This window comes from Eubacterium sp. SB2, assembly GCF_001244405.1.
In the GTDB taxonomy this organism is placed as follows: domain Bacteria; phylum Bacillota; class Clostridia; order Lachnospirales; family Lachnospiraceae; genus Faecalicatena; species Faecalicatena contortus_B.
The window spans coordinates 406206-423107 of sequence record NZ_LN865153.1; the positions used below are offsets into that span (position 1 = coordinate 406206).

General features: G+C 42.6%; 22 protein-coding genes. 8 read left to right on the forward strand and 14 right to left on the reverse strand.

What is annotated here, in order from left to right:
- Positions 1-18: 18 nt before the first annotated feature.
- From BN1938_RS14270 to BN1938_RS14305, 9 genes are all read right to left on the reverse strand, one after another.
- Positions 19-762: a hypothetical protein gene (locus BN1938_RS14270; protein ID WP_050641245.1), complete on the reverse strand. Its 744-nt coding sequence runs from the start codon at positions 760-762 to the stop codon at positions 19-21.
- A gap of 12 nt (positions 763-774) precedes the next feature.
- On the reverse strand, positions 775-1224 hold the full coding sequence (locus BN1938_RS14275; RefSeq protein ID WP_050641246.1) for a hypothetical protein: 450 nt from the start codon (positions 1222-1224) through the stop codon (positions 775-777).
- Positions 1225-1257: 33 nt separating this feature from the next.
- A complete protein-coding gene (locus BN1938_RS14280) occupies positions 1258-2196 on the reverse strand; it encodes a recombinase RecT (RefSeq protein ID WP_050641247.1) in 939 nt (312 codons plus the stop codon).
- Positions 2197-2200: 4 nt separating this feature from the next.
- A complete protein-coding gene (locus BN1938_RS14285; protein ID WP_050641248.1) occupies positions 2201-3076 on the reverse strand; it encodes a DUF1351 domain-containing protein in 876 nt (291 codons plus the stop codon).
- Between the two features lie 9 nt (positions 3077-3085).
- Positions 3086-3751, reverse strand: coding sequence for a YqaJ viral recombinase family protein (locus tag BN1938_RS14290; RefSeq protein ID WP_255350419.1), 666 nt, complete (start codon positions 3749-3751; stop codon positions 3086-3088).
- Positions 3735-3878, reverse strand: a complete 144-nt coding sequence (locus BN1938_RS23455) for a hypothetical protein (RefSeq protein WP_156320707.1) — start codon at positions 3876-3878, stop codon at positions 3735-3737. Before BN1938_RS23455 ends, BN1938_RS14290 begins: the two co-directional genes overlap by 17 nt.
- Positions 3878-4042, reverse strand: coding sequence for a hypothetical protein (locus tag BN1938_RS23460; protein ID WP_156320708.1), 165 nt, complete (start codon positions 4040-4042; stop codon positions 3878-3880). The genes BN1938_RS23455 and BN1938_RS23460 overlap by 1 nt, the downstream gene beginning before the upstream one ends.
- Before the next feature lie 391 nt (positions 4043-4433).
- Positions 4434-4655 (reverse strand): hypothetical protein, encoded by a 222-nt coding sequence (locus BN1938_RS14300; protein ID WP_050641251.1) that lies wholly within the window; start codon positions 4653-4655, stop codon positions 4434-4436.
- Positions 4656-4747: 92 nt separating this feature from the next.
- Positions 4748-4912, reverse strand: a complete 165-nt coding sequence (locus BN1938_RS14305; RefSeq protein ID WP_242843910.1) for a helix-turn-helix domain-containing protein — start codon at positions 4910-4912, stop codon at positions 4748-4750.
- 227 nt (positions 4913-5139) lie between these two features.
- Here BN1938_RS14305 and BN1938_RS14310 point away from each other — a divergent pair, with 227 nt between their 5' ends.
- The 4 genes from BN1938_RS14310 (at position 5140) to BN1938_RS14325 (ending at position 8925) form a co-directional block, all read left to right on the forward strand.
- A complete protein-coding gene (locus BN1938_RS14310; protein ID WP_050641253.1) occupies positions 5140-5565 on the forward strand; it encodes a helix-turn-helix domain-containing protein in 426 nt (141 codons plus the stop codon).
- 10 nt (positions 5566-5575) lie between these two features.
- Positions 5576-6007, forward strand: coding sequence for an ImmA/IrrE family metallo-endopeptidase (locus BN1938_RS14315; protein WP_050641254.1), 432 nt, complete (start codon positions 5576-5578; stop codon positions 6005-6007).
- Positions 6008-6079: 72 nt separating this feature from the next.
- Complete coding sequence (locus BN1938_RS23715; protein WP_050641255.1) at positions 6080-7621, forward strand: GIY-YIG nuclease family protein; 1542 nt, start codon at positions 6080-6082, stop codon at positions 7619-7621.
- Between the two features lie 158 nt (positions 7622-7779).
- On the forward strand, positions 7780-8925 hold the full coding sequence (locus BN1938_RS14325; protein WP_050641256.1) for a tyrosine-type recombinase/integrase: 1146 nt from the start codon (positions 7780-7782) through the stop codon (positions 8923-8925).
- 419 nt (positions 8926-9344) lie between these two features.
- On the opposite strand, the gene BN1938_RS14330 is transcribed toward BN1938_RS14325, so the two are convergent.
- A complete protein-coding gene (locus BN1938_RS14330) occupies positions 9345-10079 on the reverse strand; it encodes a phosphatase (protein WP_050641257.1) in 735 nt (244 codons plus the stop codon).
- 112 nt (positions 10080-10191) lie between these two features.
- On the opposite strand from BN1938_RS14330, the gene BN1938_RS14335 reads away from it, so the two are divergent.
- Positions 10192-10416, forward strand: a complete 225-nt coding sequence (locus BN1938_RS14335) for a hypothetical protein (RefSeq protein ID WP_025655400.1) — start codon at positions 10192-10194, stop codon at positions 10414-10416.
- Between the two features lie 188 nt (positions 10417-10604).
- The gene (locus BN1938_RS14340; RefSeq protein WP_050641258.1) at positions 10605-12233 is read left to right on the forward strand and encodes a tripartite tricarboxylate transporter TctB family protein; all 1629 of its coding nucleotides are present in this window, start codon (positions 10605-10607) and stop codon (positions 12231-12233) included.
- Positions 12234-12406: 173 nt separating this feature from the next.
- Here BN1938_RS14340 and BN1938_RS14345 read toward each other — a convergent pair whose 3' ends face one another.
- Positions 12407-13420 carry a DUF7309 domain-containing protein gene (locus BN1938_RS14345; protein ID WP_050641259.1) on the reverse strand — a complete coding sequence of 338 codons (1014 nt, stop codon included), beginning with the start codon at positions 13418-13420 and terminating at the stop codon, positions 12407-12409.
- Positions 13421-13609: 189 nt separating this feature from the next.
- Here BN1938_RS14345 and BN1938_RS14350 point away from each other — a divergent pair, with 189 nt between their 5' ends.
- Positions 13610-14662 (forward strand): ABC transporter substrate-binding protein, encoded by a 1053-nt coding sequence (locus tag BN1938_RS14350; protein WP_050641260.1) that lies wholly within the window; start codon positions 13610-13612, stop codon positions 14660-14662.
- Between the two features lie 226 nt (positions 14663-14888).
- The gene (locus tag BN1938_RS14355; protein ID WP_050641261.1) at positions 14889-15101 is read left to right on the forward strand and encodes a helix-turn-helix domain-containing protein; all 213 of its coding nucleotides are present in this window, start codon (positions 14889-14891) and stop codon (positions 15099-15101) included.
- 6 nt (positions 15102-15107) lie between these two features.
- On the opposite strand, the gene BN1938_RS14360 is transcribed toward BN1938_RS14355, so the two are convergent.
- From BN1938_RS14360 to BN1938_RS14370, 3 genes are all read right to left on the reverse strand, one after another.
- Positions 15108-15881 (reverse strand): DUF5677 domain-containing protein, encoded by a 774-nt coding sequence (locus BN1938_RS14360; RefSeq protein WP_050641262.1) that lies wholly within the window; start codon positions 15879-15881, stop codon positions 15108-15110.
- A gap of 159 nt (positions 15882-16040) precedes the next feature.
- Positions 16041-16445, reverse strand: a complete 405-nt coding sequence (locus tag BN1938_RS14365) for a NifB/NifX family molybdenum-iron cluster-binding protein (protein WP_050641263.1) — start codon at positions 16443-16445, stop codon at positions 16041-16043.
- A 91-nt stretch (positions 16446-16536) separates the two neighbouring features.
- Complete coding sequence (locus tag BN1938_RS14370; protein ID WP_050641264.1) at positions 16537-16890, reverse strand: DUF134 domain-containing protein; 354 nt, start codon at positions 16888-16890, stop codon at positions 16537-16539.
- Positions 16891-16902 lie beyond the last annotated feature (12 nt).

The window sequence follows — 16902 nt, forward strand, 5'->3', positions numbered from 1 at the left end:
ATAATTAAGGAAGTGTCATTATGCAATGATTGTGATATGGTGCATTTCAGGTTCACCATGAAGCTGATCCTCCAAATACTTTTTAATATTTGCCATTGCTTCATTTCTCCACAATCCGCCTTCCGCTTCAACAATTTTAAATACCGGTTCTCCGCCATTGTCCTTAATCCTGAATACAAACTGGCTTTCAGGCTGAACTACTTCCAAAAATGTTCGATATGGAACTAATGTAACCGGATTCGGTACCAGTACATCCGCTTTTGATGCAATCCCCTGTTTAATGGTTGTCTTCTGTGTAACTCCGTCATCTCCGTAGTTTGCTGTTGTTTTAGCTTCTACATTCCCAGAAACCATCTGGATAGCAAGCAGATCCTCATTTACCGCAAAATCAGCCTGCAGCTCTATGAGAAAGCGCTCCTGATCGTACCATTCATCAAACCTGAATCTCGGAACAATTGCCGATGATTCGAAGAGATATTCACGGGTTCTTTCTTTCGTCAGCCCAGAAAACAATTGTACACGGGTGGGACTCTTAACCTGAATGATCATGCTGTCCCTCAGTTCCTTCCCGCTGTTCTTTATGTAATCCACCAGGGCTGTTAATGTGGTAGCTTCAATCTCGGAGGCCATAGGTTCCTGACCGTATTCCACCAGCTTTTTATTACAATAGGTCTTTCCTGCAATTTCTGTCACCTTAACATCCATGCTTTCTTCTTTTAATCCGGTTACATACTCAAACGCTTCTCTTAATCCTTCAAACATTATTTTATCCTCCTATGCTTCTTTTGCTGATCTCAAATTAACTACTTTGCTTGGCTGCAGCTGTACAGGTCTCTCAAATATTTCTCCGGTTGATGGATCAACTACCTTGTCCATAACTTCCACTGTTTCAACTTCCGCCTCTTCAATTTCTTCCATAGACATTTGTCCTGGGATCTGATTACCAATCTCCTGTGCCTCCACTTCTCCTGTCTTTAAATTTTTACCCATGCTTATCGCTGTCACCGCCCCAAGCGCTGGTGCAAGAGTTGTTTTTGTCACAACACCTGTAGCCACAAAGTTTCTTTGCTCATTTGGCTTTAGTTCAATAGATACCGTAATTTTTCTCTTTGCAGTAGCATCCGTATTTGGATCCTGAATATTATTTGTTACTTCCTCCAGCGCCCGATTAACTTGAGTTGTAAATGCACCACTTGCAAATGTTTCAAGATTGATGTGTTTCATAGTTTCTCCTTTCTTACTTTTGATTTTTTATGATTAATTGAAGAATTCTTCTTCAATGCTCATCTGCTCACTGTTTATTGATATATTTTTCTGTGATATTTCTGCCTCACCCTCATTCAGTTCCTGATCATATACAACATTTTCATCCGTTGGATGCTCATTCTCCACATATTCCGGAATCCCATCCTCATGAATTACAGCCATGTCCTTGTCAATGGCGGTTTGCAGCTCGATGGACATAATCCCCCATTTAGATATCAACTGGCGAAGCATAGTCTTTAGCGCCATCCCGTCAAAGTCTTTAAACCAGAATGACGAATACTTCCACAACTCATTATCAGGAATCTTTCCCTGTTCCAAAAGCTCCAGAGACTTACCTCCACCATTTCTGTTAAAAGCAAAGGAATACTTCTCTGCATGGGCCAACATTTTCTTTTTTGACCAGTACATCGCCTTACGGAATCCGTTTTCATACTCAAACATGGCATAATAACCAGAAGTCGGTGTTTCTTCACGGACCATATCATCCTCAATCAGATTCACTTCAATCTCTTCATTTAACTGATCGTAATGTACAAGTTCACCTTCCTTAATCGGTATAACATTCAGCTTCTTATAATAGCCGCTTCGAATAGCAAGCTGAATATACCCCTTATATCCAAGCTGAAACTGCGCTTCCTTACAGCCTTTCTTTTTATTATCGAATGGGACCATATAAAATTGTCCCAGCTGAGGAGATGGGGAAAGGTTTAATGCCTCACCCAAGAGGGCCGCTGACAAGATACTGGAGTTTGTGCACTCCTGCAGAGCTGGTGTTGTCTGTACTGCAGAGACAATGCTTGAAATGAAGCGTGTGCCATTCTTACCGCCTACAACGCTATTAATCTGTTTCTTTACTGCGTCTTGGGTAAGATATGCTGTAAGCCCTACACTCTGCCCTTTGGATACACTCAACGAATTCTTCACTGCCATGTTATTATTCCACCTTTCCAAACTTAATCTTATTATTTACAAGGTATTGACGCAGAGACAACAGCTGATCCTTTGTACACCACACCCGAAAATCCATCTGTATTAAAGACTCCCTTTGTTCTGCTGGATCCGTTTGAATTTTTGCTTCTTCATGAACCGGCGGTTGTACTGTCTGTAGTTCCTGTATTTCAGCATTCTTCTTTTCTTCTGCTTTTGCGGCCTCTTCTTCCACCACTTTCTTCTGCTGTTCTTCCTCATAAGCATTTTTTCGCTTCTGAATTTCTGCCAGCCTCTGCCCTTCCTTTATAGCCTTTGCGATGTCCAATGTTTTCACATAGACTTCTCTTGCCTCAAAACTGAACTCAGGCAGGTTGTTAATGGTAGCTATTTCGTTTCCAATCCGATACATGGTGCTTTTCATGGACTCTTCTATTTTGGATAAAGAGACGCTTGCATTAAGCCATTTATCATCAAAAATCTTGTCCAAGGTCACGAACTTCTGAAACCCTATTGTCTTAAAAAGTTCTTCTATATCTCGCCGTTTCTGAATCCGTTTTTGCTCCTCTACTTCTTTAATTTGACTGTCGATTAGACCTATAGGTTCATCTATGAGGGCAATAAGTTCCTTCACTTGCTTTTCGAATTTATCGTAAGGCTCCATACATAACTTTTTAATTCTCTTTCTCTCATCATCAAAAGCCGCCTTCAACTTATTGAGCTTTGCCCGGTCTGACTTGGCATCTTTGATTGTATCTTCTGTAAAGACCAGTGTTTTATATTCCTGCATCTTCTCTGCAATATCCTTTTTTAGCTCTTCGTTATTCCATTGGATCTCTTTGATGAATCCGTTTTCCTGTGGGCTCATAATCTTTAATTCCATATGTACCTCCTACACAACTGGTAGTATAAGCGGCGGCTTCCTTCCGATTTCCGCATATCCCCAGAATTTAATCTCTTCTTTTAACAAATACTCTAAATCCTCTTTGACGTCTTCCCTTTCGATAAAGTAATGTCTTGCCTGCGTCCTGACATCCATTCCCCAGTAGCTGTTCAGATGGGCCCTGAGTACGACAAACTGATACCCAGTCACCAGAAGATAATGTAACACCTGTATATAGTAGTTATCTGGGATCCGGTCCTTCCATTTCTCCCGCTGCATACTCTGCAGGATGTTCGTGGTCTTAATCTCCAGAATCCCCCGTCTGCCATCTGGGTCTGTAAGTTCCCCGTCAAGAGATGCCTGCATAAACGGATATTCTAGGCTCTGTAGGATCCGGTATTCATGGTGTGCCACTTCATATTGTGGGTAATCCAGCTTGAACAGCTCACGGATTGGTGCCTCGGCTTGCTTTCCATAGATCACACAGGACTTATCCGAGATATCTTCCGGAATACACCGTCCCGTCTTTTCTTCAAAAAGCTGGATATTTGTCTTATATGGGTTCATTCCTACGATAGCACTGGCATCACTGCCACCAATACCATTCATACGCCCGTTTAACCAGGCATTCTCATCAGGAAAGTCATAAATTTTAAAATTATCCAGCTGAATCACCTCCCATATGTGCTTGTGCTTCCTCCTTCTTCATTTCGCGGATTTCTTCCAGATCCTGCCGGACCAGCCGCTCCTGATCCGCCCACTCCATGTAATTGCCGTCGTCCCAGTCTGGCTCCTTCCACACTACTTGTCCTCCTTCTTAACGTACAGGTCATAGCCTTTGCATCCTGACAGCCGCAGTTCCAAACTTTCCGCGATGCTCCCGGCAGTAGCCATGTCTTCCGCTTCGATTTCGCACTCGAACTGCCCGCCGCCGGAGAAATAAAATACAAGATTAAATTTTCTCATTTGACGTATCCTTTCTTTTGGTTTACAATAAAATTGATTATTTGCGTGAGTGCTTACGCCACTGCAATGGCTTATGTAAGCGCTCTTTTTTATGCCATGGCTATGTACGCTAATACCATGGCTCCCCATACTACTACCAGCCCCACCAGCACTCTCACCAGCTGCCGGTCCGTCATCGGGCGGTCACGCGGTCTGTGTCTCATCATTTATCCATCCCTCCCAATATCGAAGATCAAATATCTGCTGCAGTTGATCTTCAGTGTAAGTTGATGCGTACTCAGTGCCCGCGTTGGCCGTGACGCATATAATCAGGCGCCTCGTTACTGTGTCATCGTCAGCACCTTCCCGGCGCCATTCTTTGACTTGTCCTCTCAGGTATTGATATTTGAGCTTAAACTGCTTCCTTGTCATGGGCTTGTCCCTCCTCTATTCCGAGATGCTTATACAGTTTCCGCCGGTAAATGATAAAGCTGTCGTTCTCATTCCCGGTTTTTTCTTTCGGGATCACTTCACCGAATGTCCATATCTTTTTGCGGATGCGCTCTCTAACCGCTTGCTGGCCGCACCCCAGCAGCCGGGCGGCCTCCGGAACGCGCATTGTTTCTTTTTGCATTCATCTCACACCTCCTTCTATCTGTCTGGCAATGATTTTCACAATAGATTAGTCCGTTTTATAGGACACATCCTGTGTTACACTGTATTTGACTACTTGGTTGTCCTATGGATTTCTTCAAAGTTTTTTATGTCTTCTTCAGAAACTCTATAGTCGCGGCCAATTTTGATAGCAGAAAGTTTCCCTTTACGAATCCAATCCCATACAGTAATGATTTTTACGCCATACCTCTCTGCAACATCAGCGCAAGTGTACATTTTAGACAAAATTATCCCTCCTTTTTCTTATATTTTTATACTTGTGTTTACCTCGGTTTAGTGATATATTATGTTTATCAGACGAACTATATCATTTAACCGAATTATTTCTTGATTGAGAGCTATTGACTCGTTTAACCAAGCTATATGCATACTATAGCACGTTATACCGAGTCAGTCAATAGTTTTTATCTCGTTTTGCAGAAATAATTTTAGAAGGGAGTATTATGTACGAAATATTTGAAAAATTGCTTAACGACATGGGAATAACTGCATACAGATTTTGTAAAGACACTGGGGTAAGTTCTTCTACTATCAGTACTTGGAAAAAGAAAAATTCTATTTGTGGAACAGAGCTTGCAGGTATTATAGCTAACTATTTTGATGTAACCATTGATTACATTTTGACAGGCCAAAAGAAACCTGAAAAGAATAGTGATAACTTAACATCAAAAGATGAACGTGACATTGCAAAAACCGTTTCCGAACTAATGAGTAAGTTAAACTCGCAGGATGGTGCGCCTTTATTTTTTGATGGTGAAGAGATTACACCTGAAACTAAGATACTTTTTGAACAACAGTTAAAATCATTAGTCACCACAGTTAAGGAAATCAATAAGGTAAAATACCATCCTGGAAAAAATAAAAAGTAGGTGATAGGCATTGCGCCAAGATATAAAGGATATAGTAAATCAAATAGTTAAAAAATATAAAACTCATGATCCTTACGAACTTTGTGACTATATGAATGTATTATTGCAGATTGGGGATCTAGGGGAAGCATTGGGCTGTTATTTATTAATTAAAAGACAAAAATGCATATTGCTGAATGAAAAAATACTTAGAACGCCACTAGAAAAAGTGGTGCTTTCACATGAATTGGGACATTCTAAAATGCATTGGAAAAACGACTGCTATTTTTATGGAAGTACGCTTTTTTCAAAAAGTAAAGAAGAAAATGAAGCCAATTCTTTTGCTGCAGAATTGCTTGTACCTGATGATTTAATATACGAACATCCGGGCATGACCAAAAATCAAATAGCAAGAATTCTGGGATATGATGAAAGGATTATGGAATTCAAAAAATTAAATTGATGTTACGCGCACAAGCGCTGACATAAGAGAAAATGTGGTGTTTTCTCGGTGCAGTGTACGAGGGAGAAAAAAATGGGATTTACGGATATCTTTAAAATCAAGGAGTTCAAAGCTGAGATTGAACAATTGCGTCAGGAAAATCAAAGTCTGCTTTCCAAGAACGAAACGGCGCATAAACAACTGTCAGATTTAGGTGCATTGGATTACTACGAAATCAAAGAAAAAACAATGCGACTTGAAAATGATTTCATCGAAAAGGAAAAGCAACTAAAAAGTGATTATAGTTCAAAAACTCAGCGTGCCGAAGATGAGTTCAAGAAAACTATTTCTGATTTCGAACGAATGACATCTGATAGAAGTGCTAAATGCCAGCAAATTTTGGAACAGCTTAATGAGCTTCGATTACAAGAGGCAAAAATAAATAAATCTGTCAAAACCCAAACAAATAAATTAAACCGCTCAAAGGAACTTGTAAAAGCAATTAATTATACTTTTGATAAATATCTCAACTACGAACCATCGCAAAGCATTCTTCGTTTTCCGGACGACAAGCTGCAGGAGCTTGAAGAAATCAGTCCCTCTGTAATTCTCAAATTACATTGCATGGATGTTAAAGATCTGCGAAAGGCATATAGGGATAATGATAAGCAGATAGATACTATTTTAAAAAAATACTCAGCAAGATATACTACTAAAGCAAATCAAGCTATTTACAAGCTAATGGTTATAGCATTAAGGGCTGAACTGCAAAATGTTCTATATAATTTAAAATATGAGAAACTTGACAAGTCTGTAGAAGACATTAAGTCTGTAACGCGTAAATATCTCAAAATTGCTGGTGAGGGAAATCAGAGCATAGCGGGAACACTTGCAAAATTTATAGGCGAAATAGAATATCTCTTTATCAATGCCGTTAAAATCGAATACAATTATTATGTAAAAAAGGAACAAGCGCGTCAGGAGCAATTGGCAATTCGAGAACAAATGCGGCAAGAAGCCGAAGAACGGAAAGCGCTTGAAGCTGAACGAAAAAAAGTCGAACAAGAGGAATCTAAATATACTGCTGAAATTGAAAAACTAAAAGAACAATTGACAGTAGTAAAGGATAATGAACTTGAAATGCTGAATGCTCGAATACTTGAACTGCAAGCCCAATTAGCCGATGTCGTAATTAAAAAAGAGGAAATCTCCAATCTGGCAAATGGGAAAGCAGGTAATGTATATGTGATCAGCAATCTTGGCTCATTCGGAAACAATGTATTCAAAATAGGAATGACTCGTCGGCTTAATCCGCAAGATCGTGTAAACGAATTAGGCGATGCTTCTGTTCCTTTTAAATTTGATGTACACAGTTTTATCTTTTCCGAAGATGCGGTTAGCCTTGAAAACAAATTACATAGTATATTAAATGATAAACGTGTCAACAAAGTAAATATGAGAAAAGAATTTTTCCACACTTCCGTAGATGAATTAGAAGAACTTGTAACTCAGATCGAGCCTACTGCTGAATTTAATAAAACTATGTTAGCAGAAGAATTTAGGCAGTCACAATCTTCTGAATCGCTATATACCTCAGACTACACGCTTGATGACGAAGAAGACGAAGAAGAATAAAACTGAAAACCGCCCCTGCTACCAACAGGAACGGCTTAATAGATGCTATACAGGTCAGAGACCGATATAACTATCCGACACATAGATTATATCACAAAATCTCTGCACCTGCATAGGGTGTATTTTTTATACCCATTTTACAGAGAGGAGATGGTATTGTGGCGAAGAAGAAAAGGAAAAAGCATCAGAAGCTGCCGAACGGATACGGCAGCATAAAGTATCTTGGGGACGGCAGACGGAACCCTTACGCTGTACACCCGCCCACAAAACAGTTTGACTTGGACGGAATACCGCAGACGCCCAAGGCCCTGTGTTATGTCGACGACTGGTACAAGGCCTTTACGGTATTGACATGGTATAGAAATGGAGAATACTACCCGGGCCGGGAAGCTGAGTTATCGTCAGATCAGAAGGAGCTGGAGAAGCAGGTTGCTGAAATCCTCTCTCAGTATTCCCAAAAGTCCAAGGCCAACAAAGGCACGAAAACGTTCAAGGAAGTATTCGAGGAATATTACAAAGATAAGTTTAAACAGAATTATGGTCACAAAGGGAGAAAAATAAGTATGGAAAACAGTATGAGCGCTGCCTATAAAAATTCTGCTGCGCTTTACGATAAGCCGTTTATAGAGATTACACAAAAGGATATGCAAAAAGTAATTGATAAATGTGAGTTAAAACACTCATCGCTGGAGCTCATCCAGACTCTCTTTAGACAAATGTACCAGTATGCCGAGGCCAATAACCTGTGCGATAAAAACTATGCTCAGTTTGTCCGAATCGATCAAGAGGATGACGATGAGCACGGAGTACCTTTTACTAACGTCGAGTTAAAGAAATTATGGGATAACAAAGATAATGAAGTCGTAGAAATGATACTGATTATGTGCTATTCTGGCTTCAGAATTGCGGCATATAAGAAGATGAAGGTTGACCTTAAAGGAAGGTATTTTCAGGGCGGAGTAAAAAACAAATATAGCCGGGAAAGAATTGTGCCTATACACAGCGGTATATACGGCCTCGTAAAGCGACGTATAAAGAGAGATGGTACATTGATGACCGAAAGTCCAGATAGCTTTAGAAGCTCTATGTATGCGGCGCTGGAAGCTATAGGAATTGAGAAACACACGCCACACGACTGCCGCCATACATTCTCAAAGCTCTGTGAGGATTTTCATGTTGCGGAAAATGACCGAAAACGCATGCTGGGACATAGTTTTGGCAAGGATATCACAAATAAGGTCTATGGGCATCGATCATTGGAGGATCTGCGCGAAGAGATCGAAAAAATTAAAATATGTTACTAACCTGTTACTAACCGATCCGTTTTTATCAATTTTTATTAGTACTTATTTATACTCATTAGAACCGTCAAAAGTGCCGTAAAATAAGGGTTTCACGGCACTTTTTCTTTTGTTTTCTAGGCTATGATAAAATAGCCACAAGTTTAATACAGTTTTAAGATTACACTCGGTAAAAGTTAAGACAGGTCTGTGCATTTACTGCGCAGACCGTACGAAAACATAGTGGTTGCAGGCATACAGGTCTTTGCTCCGCTTCGGTCCGTGCTAAACGTGCGCCACCGGCGCACAGCGCCCTTCGCCGCAGGCGAATTTAAATGGGCTGTATGCGTAACAGTTCAGGCATGCCTGAACTGTTACTATGCGCGGCCCCAGGGCCGTGAATAGTAACTTACGCTCTGGTCTGACTGAACTGTCACAACCGTTTAAAGGCTTCCCTGAGAGCTATAACGGTTTAAGTAAGGCTTCAGCTTTTCAAAATCCGTGGTTACAATCAAATCTTCCGGGAAGTCACAGTATTTCAGGATGTCCAGTATATTTCGAAAATTTCCGGCATCCACATCTACATGTGCATCGCTTCCTGTTGTGACAGGAACATCGTACTGTTTACAAAGTTCCAGCAGCGTAAGCGTATTTTCCCGGGTTCCCTGGCGGAAACTCTGGGGGCGCAGAGATGCGTTGTTCAGCTCCAGCAGCGTCTTAGTCTCACCGGCCGCCTTCACCAGGGCCTCATAATCTACGGGAAAACGCCCGTCATCCGGGTGCCCGATAATATTGATATAGGGTTTCTTCATCACTTCAATGTACGCCCTTGTATTTTCTTCTATACTGCGGCCCTTCCCATAGCAGGGCGGATGGATACTTGCTATTACAATATCCAGGTCCCGGCAGATGCTTTCCGGCAGATCCACGGTTCCATCAGGATCCATGATATTCAGCTCAGCTCCAAAGAGCATCTGCATCCCATTCATTTTCCTCGGGACAACATCCAGATTCTGAAAATAAATGAAATTGCAGGTGCCCGGCATCTCGGGTGCATGTTCTGTTATTGCCAGCGCCTGAAGGCCCTTAGCAGCTCCTGCCGCCGCCATTTCCCGGATCGTGCTGTATGCATGGCCGCTGGCCAGCGTATGTGCGTGCGTATCTGCTACAAATTTCATATTCGTCCCCCTTTTCTTTTCACATTAATTTTTCCATACGTTTCTAAGTATACCATATTTCTTCCAGAATACAATTTTTACTTTCGTACATACTATCAATGAGGTGAATTTCATGTTAAATAATAAAGAAAATGAAAAAATCATTGATGATTATGATTATCTGTCAAATGCGGCATCAACTATGGATTGTACGGGCCTGATCCCCTCTCTCCCGATGTCTGACGCAGAACTGGAAGCCTATAATGATCTGTACCAGTATCAGCCCCCTGTTATCAAGGCCAAGTCATCCACACATGCCAATGCTTCAGAACAACCGCCTCACGATAACAATTACTAAATAGTATTTCCCGAAAAAACACCGCCATTCATACAATGGTGGTGTTTTCGTTACAGCCCAAATCATGTGTCCTGTAACGTGTTTTCGACATAAAACAGCAAGATATAGCATTTTTCCTTGTTCTTCCCCTGACAAAATGCTATAATAAAACCATTGTTAATCTACCTATGAAAGAGAGGAATGCATAAATGAGATGTCCGAAATGTGGTAAAGACGTTGAACTTCAGAACAAGCAAGTAGGCGTTGATGAGAATGGTAAACCTATCTTTAACGAATACGCAATCTGCAGAGACTGCAGAAAGCAATGGAATCTGGACAAACAAAGAGAAAAAAAAGCGGTGAATACCAGCGCTTCTGATCATACAAAAAATGCAACTGTTCCATCTGAATCCGGGAAAGCTTCTGTGAAAAAAGCAGCGCCCCAGGCAGCCGATAATAAAGTTCCGCAAAAGGCAAGACCGGCCAATGCACAGACAGCCGACGCTAAACCGTCCCAGGCCAAAAAGGCAGCGGTTCCGAATTCAAACCCGGCTGCACCGAAAAAAGACGGCACTCTTCAGGGTACAGCCGCAGCACCTTCAAAAAGGGCATCTTCTGACGGCGGACCGGTTTCCCAGACAAAGAGGCCTGCTTCTCCGGACGGGAAGACAACTGCTCCGGCCAGAAAACCCGCCTCTCCCGACGGGAAACCAGTCTCACCGGCAAAAAGGCCTGTTTCGCCCGACGGGAAACCTGCCGCTCCGACAAAAAGGCCCGCTTCTTCTGACGGAGCCACTGCTGCTCCTGCGAAAAAACCTGTTTCGCCTGACGGAAAACCTTCTGCCTCAGCGAAAAAACCTGCTTCTCCCGATGGGAAGCCTGTGCCTACATCAAAGAGGCCCGCAGCTCCTGATGACAAACCCGCTCCAGGGGGAAAGAAACCTGCTGCTGCGGACGGCAGACCAGCTGCTCCGGCAAAAAGACCTGTTTCGCCCGACGGCAGACCCGCTGCTCCGGCAAAGAGACCAGCTGCTCCCGACGGCAGACCCGGCGGCGCCGCAAAGAGACCTGCTGCTTCCGACGGCTCTCCCGCTGCTCCCGTGAGAAAGCAGTCCCCTGCTGGAGCCAGACCAGCGCAGAGAAGGCCTGCAGCTGCAGGCAGCACTGCTTCGTCCGGAAACAGCTCTCAGAAATACGGCAATATTCCTCCTGAAAAAATAAGAGCGAAAAAAGAACAGACAGTAAAACAGAGTTATGAAGATATGCTTTCCACAGATCCAAATCGGAAACCGGTGAAGAAAAAGAGGCCGGATTCTGATTTAGAGAGGCAGCCTGCTAAGAGACCCGCTGCAGCTTCTGCTGCCCGAACAGCGGTTTCGCAGCCGGAAAGAACCCCTGTGAATCAGGAAGAGCCTAAGCCCAAATTCAGAACACTGCGCATCATCTTTGGAATTATATCCATTGTGGCATTTGGATTTTTCGCATATAAAGGCTTCATGGCAGGATTGAATAATATATCGGCGGGCAGTAATGCTACCACCGGAACCATATATATTGTGCTTGCACTTTGCATGCTTGTATCCGGACTGCTTCTTCTGATTATGCAGAAAAAGCGCACGATATTCGCATTTGTGCTTCCTTTGATCTTCTATATCGGAAGCGCCGTTTTTGCCTTCCTGATGCGCGGAAACGATAAATGGCTTCTGTATGGCGCCATTGCCGGCGCTGTGCTGGCAGTTATCTTCCTTGTACTGACGATTACTTCCAGAAGAGGCGATGAAGAAGATTATGAGGATGAATACGATGATCCCTTTGAGGAGGATCACGATAATTATTAAAAAATCCTAGAAATGCTCCCATCCGGGCTGACAGACGGTATTCAACCGCACTCTGTTCTGTCCGGATGGGAGCATTTTATTTTAAGACCGCATAGCTTCTTTGCCTGCCGTTAATCTTGATTTTAGTGATTCCTATCTCTGCCTATGAAGATGGGAGAACCTTACTTATTTTCTTAAAGATGATCCTTCAGATCCTGGATGGCTTCGTCGATCTCAGCCATATCTCCGTTCGTCAGTTCGATACTGCATCTTTGGCAGATATCTGCAAGCGCAGAGTAGATTAAAGGATTTCTCGCCTTTATTGTCTTTATCCTGCCGTATTGCTGCGTGAAATCAATGAAGAAACTCAGGATAAAATCTATTTCCTCATCTTCCGGATCCAGCAGTTCCACGTTCAGGATCATTCCGCTTTCGCCGTCTACTACGAGAAACAGCAGCGGGTTAATCGGCCGGTCATATTCATTTTCTATGGTGCTGTTGTTCAGATAGAGAAAATCCATCTGTAACTCACCTTCCACGGAGGGACACTTCTGCAGCTTTTTTTTCAATATCTCATCGCTGAGTTCGATAATGCCAATCGCACTCTCCGGTTCATAGGGAAGGGCATGTATCTCGCTTTTCCATCTTTTCTCTTTTTTGTTGTAGATACTCCAGAGATATTCTCCCTGCTCGTAATCCACCGGTATGTGGTTCTGCCGGTAATCCTCTAGGATAGCCAAAAGACCCTCATAGACTCCAGTCAGTTCCTCAACCTCCTCTGCATCAGGAAGATATGGGGTATATCTCTTTTTAAAAGAGAGGAAAAAGAGCCATTGTCCTCTTCCGCGGAATTTCAGGCCCAGTTCTTTGATTATTTTTTTCTGCTTTGTCCCCACTTCCTCCCGGTCTCCCCAGTAGCAGGTCAGATTGTTCTGTTCATACATTGCATAATCCAGAGGAATCCCCCCTACATCAGCCATCGTGAGCATATCAAAATCCCGGAGTCCTTCTTCGCCTTTATAAACGCTTATCCCGCAGCAGACACCGCCGTGTCCCATGATACTGCAAAAGTAAGGAACTTTCTTCCCCTTTGGGCACACGATGATTAAATCCATGTCCCAAAAATCCTTCCAGGGCTCCAGAGCCTTTATTTTCCCTGCGGTTTCATACAGTTTTCCCCATGCAGTTAAATCAGCTTCTCTTCTCATATGTTTTCCTCTTTTTTGAATCATGCCTCTATTGCATCTGTTACTTTTATCATAGCAGAGGTTGCTGAAAATTGCTATCCTTCCGGCTAATATAAACCAATTTGCGGCTGTTGATGTTTCTGATCAGATACACCAATTTTGGTTTTTTTCATATAGTATAAGAGACCGAATTGTTACAGGAGGAATTTTATGAAAAAGCGGATACTTGCCGCAATGCTCGCAGCCGTTATGGTAATGGCGCTGCTGGCCGGCTGCGGTTCACAGAAAGAGGAAAAAGAAACATCCGGTAAAGCCACATCAGAAACACAAAAAGAGAATACCGAAACTGAAATGACCGATGTCACTTTGAATGAGGTAGCGCATTCGATTTTCTATGCGCCAATGTATGTAGCTATCGAAGAAGGGTATTTTGAGGAGGAAGGGATCAATCTGGATCTGGTGTGTGGTTTTGGTGCTGATAAAACCATGACCGCTGTCCTGTCGGGGGAAGCCGATATCGGCTTTATGGGATCCGAGGCCTCAATCTACACCTACAACGAAGGTGCCAATGACTACGTTGTCAATTTCGCACAGCTGACACAACGCGCAGGAAATTTCCTGGTTGCCAGGGAAGAAATGCCTGATTTTTCATGGGATGACATCAAGGACAGTACCGTACTTGGCGGAAGAAAAGGCGGAATGCCGGAAATGGTGTTTGAGTATATACTGAAGCAGAACGGCATCGACCCGTCCGCTGACCTGGAGATCAACCAGAGTATTGACTTTGGTTCCACAGCAGCTGCCTTTGCCGAGGGACAGGGAGACTTTACCGTTGAATTTGAACCCGGGGCAACCACACTGGAATCAGAGAGCAAGGGTTACGTTGTCGCTTCCCTTGGCGAAGACAGCGGGTATGTGCCTTATACGGCCTACAGTGCAAAGAAGAGCTTTATAGAAAAGAACCCGGACGTCATCCAGGGCTTTGTAAATGCTCTGCAGAAAGGCATGGATTACGTACAGTCACACACACCGGAAGAGATTGCAGCAGTCATTGAACCCCAATTCCCGGAAACAGATTTGGAGACGATCACAAAAATTGTAACCAGATATTACGATCAGGATACATGGAAAGATAATCTTGTATTCGAGGAAAGCAGCCTGGATCTGCTGCAGGATATCCTGGAAAGTGCAGGCGAACTCGATACACGTGCGCCTTATAAAGACCTTGTTACCACAGAATTTGCAGAAAATGCAAGTAAATAATACAGTCTGAATGGGTGAATAGGGAGCCGTTGCAAAAGCAGATGAATCTTCTGCTGGCGCAATGGCTCCTCAGTTTCATTGCGTCCTATTCCCGCAAAACATTACTTGTATTTATAGTTAAGAACTGATATCATATACTTATAAGTATACATTATTTATATAATACATTATAGCTTATAAGCTTATGAAACCTATCTCAAAAAATTGTTTAAAGGATTGATCATATATGTCACATAATACAATTGGCAATAATATAAAGACGTTGCGCAAAAAAAACCGGATGACCCAGGAACAGATGGCAAAAAAGTTATATTTGAAGCGGCAGACGCTTTCCAATTATGAGATTGGCAAACGCGTTCCTGATATATACGAACTTGTAAAAATTGCAGATCTGTTCGATATTTCTTTAGACGAGCTTGTAGGACACAGCAGGGAATAGCTCGGGTTATTTAATTTCCAGCCCTTTCCTGATTTTTTCGAGAATATCGAAGTGTCCCTTTATAAAATCTTTGGTCAGAGAGTCTGTATAAAGTGAGCCCACTTTGAAAATGTAATCTTCTAATATAGACGCCATATGAAAAAAGGACTCTTCAAAAGTGAACTTTCCGATCTTTTCAAAAATACTTACCCCATGTACACTTTCTGATAATTTTGAAAAATCCTCATATATCTCCTCATCTACATTCTCACAAAGCATCTTGAATGATATTTTTTTCTTCTTAGGAACATTCAATACGCTCTCTATCCATCCATAATCTCTGGCGTATTCTCTTCCCTCTGTATCTTCAATATTCTGTTCTCTACAAATCTCTTCGAACTGACGGCAGGCCTCTTTGGTCCCATCATATTCCGGGGCCAGTTTCTTTAGTTTCTGTACCGACTGGTTCAGTGAATTATAATACCACTTTTTCCATAATTCTTCCTTCTTATATTTCTTTATAAGATAAAAGCACACATAGTTCTCAATAATCGTTCGACCTATCATTGTATAAGAATAAAAATTTCCTATCACCAGATTATTATAGGCCTCTTTTATCAACTCCAGTAAACTGCCAAACCAAACATTACATGCACCTTCATATTCCTCAACCGTAAAGTATCCCTCTTTTTTCATCTTCTCCAGCTCTTCAATATACAGCCTGAACAAAAACAGAATATCACGGTTCCCTTCTACCAGTTCCATATTCTCACAATTATAGAACAGTAACTCTTTTTTCATACACTTCCATCCCCTTTCCACTTCCATATAAAGTAATATTTAACTTTCACTATCTTGCGGCTGTTCATTCCTGTCCTCTTTATCTTCCCGGGGAAACGAAAAAATCTCCATGGAAATGATCCTCTCAGTTCTGGTCTTTTCCATGAAGATTTGCCTGTTTTAGTGATTTCCGGCACACCCGTGTTTGTCTTCTCCGCAGCTGTGGCTTCCGCAGTCATGTCCTTCACCGTGATGATGGCTGCACATAGTGTCCGGATTGTATGCCAGATTGCCCTGCAGCAATGCTTCTACACATGCATCCGCATTCCCCTCTGCTCCCGGGTACAATTCGATGCCTGCCTCTGCCAGTGCCATCCTTGCACCTCCGCCGATTCCTCCGCAGATCAGGGACTGTACTTCGTGCGCCTTCAAAAAGCCAGCCAGTGCTCCATGCCCGCTTCCGACCGCACTTACAAGCTCTGAGGATACAATACGGTTCCCTTCTGTCTCATACATCTTAAACTGCTCACAATGGCCAAAATGCTGGAATATCTCTCCGTCTTTATAGGTAACTGCTACTTTCATCTCTATACCTCCCAATGATTTTGTAACCAAATTGTACACCCATTTCCGGCATATGTCAATAACTATTATGTGTTCCATATCCTAACATATCTTATTCCTGCACAGAGCTTTTACATTTTGCATGTTCGCACTGCCTGCGGCAGCAGCCGGACGCTTTCGGGCATACTTCATAAGATCCGCCCCCGATCTTCAGCTTTTTGCCCTCCACCAGCACATCCGCCAGTTTCTTTCTGGCCGAGTCGTAGACCGCCTGGATCGTAGTCCTGGCTACGTTCATCTGCTTTGCGCACTGTTCCTGTGAATATCCCATATGATCAATCAGTCGGATCGTCTCGTATTCATCCACAGTCATTTCTATGAATTCATCGCATTTTTTCCCTGAAGGAACAAACTCATCCACTTTCGGCATCTGGCATATCCGCCTGCACTTCACTGGTCTTCCCATATTTATCCCCTT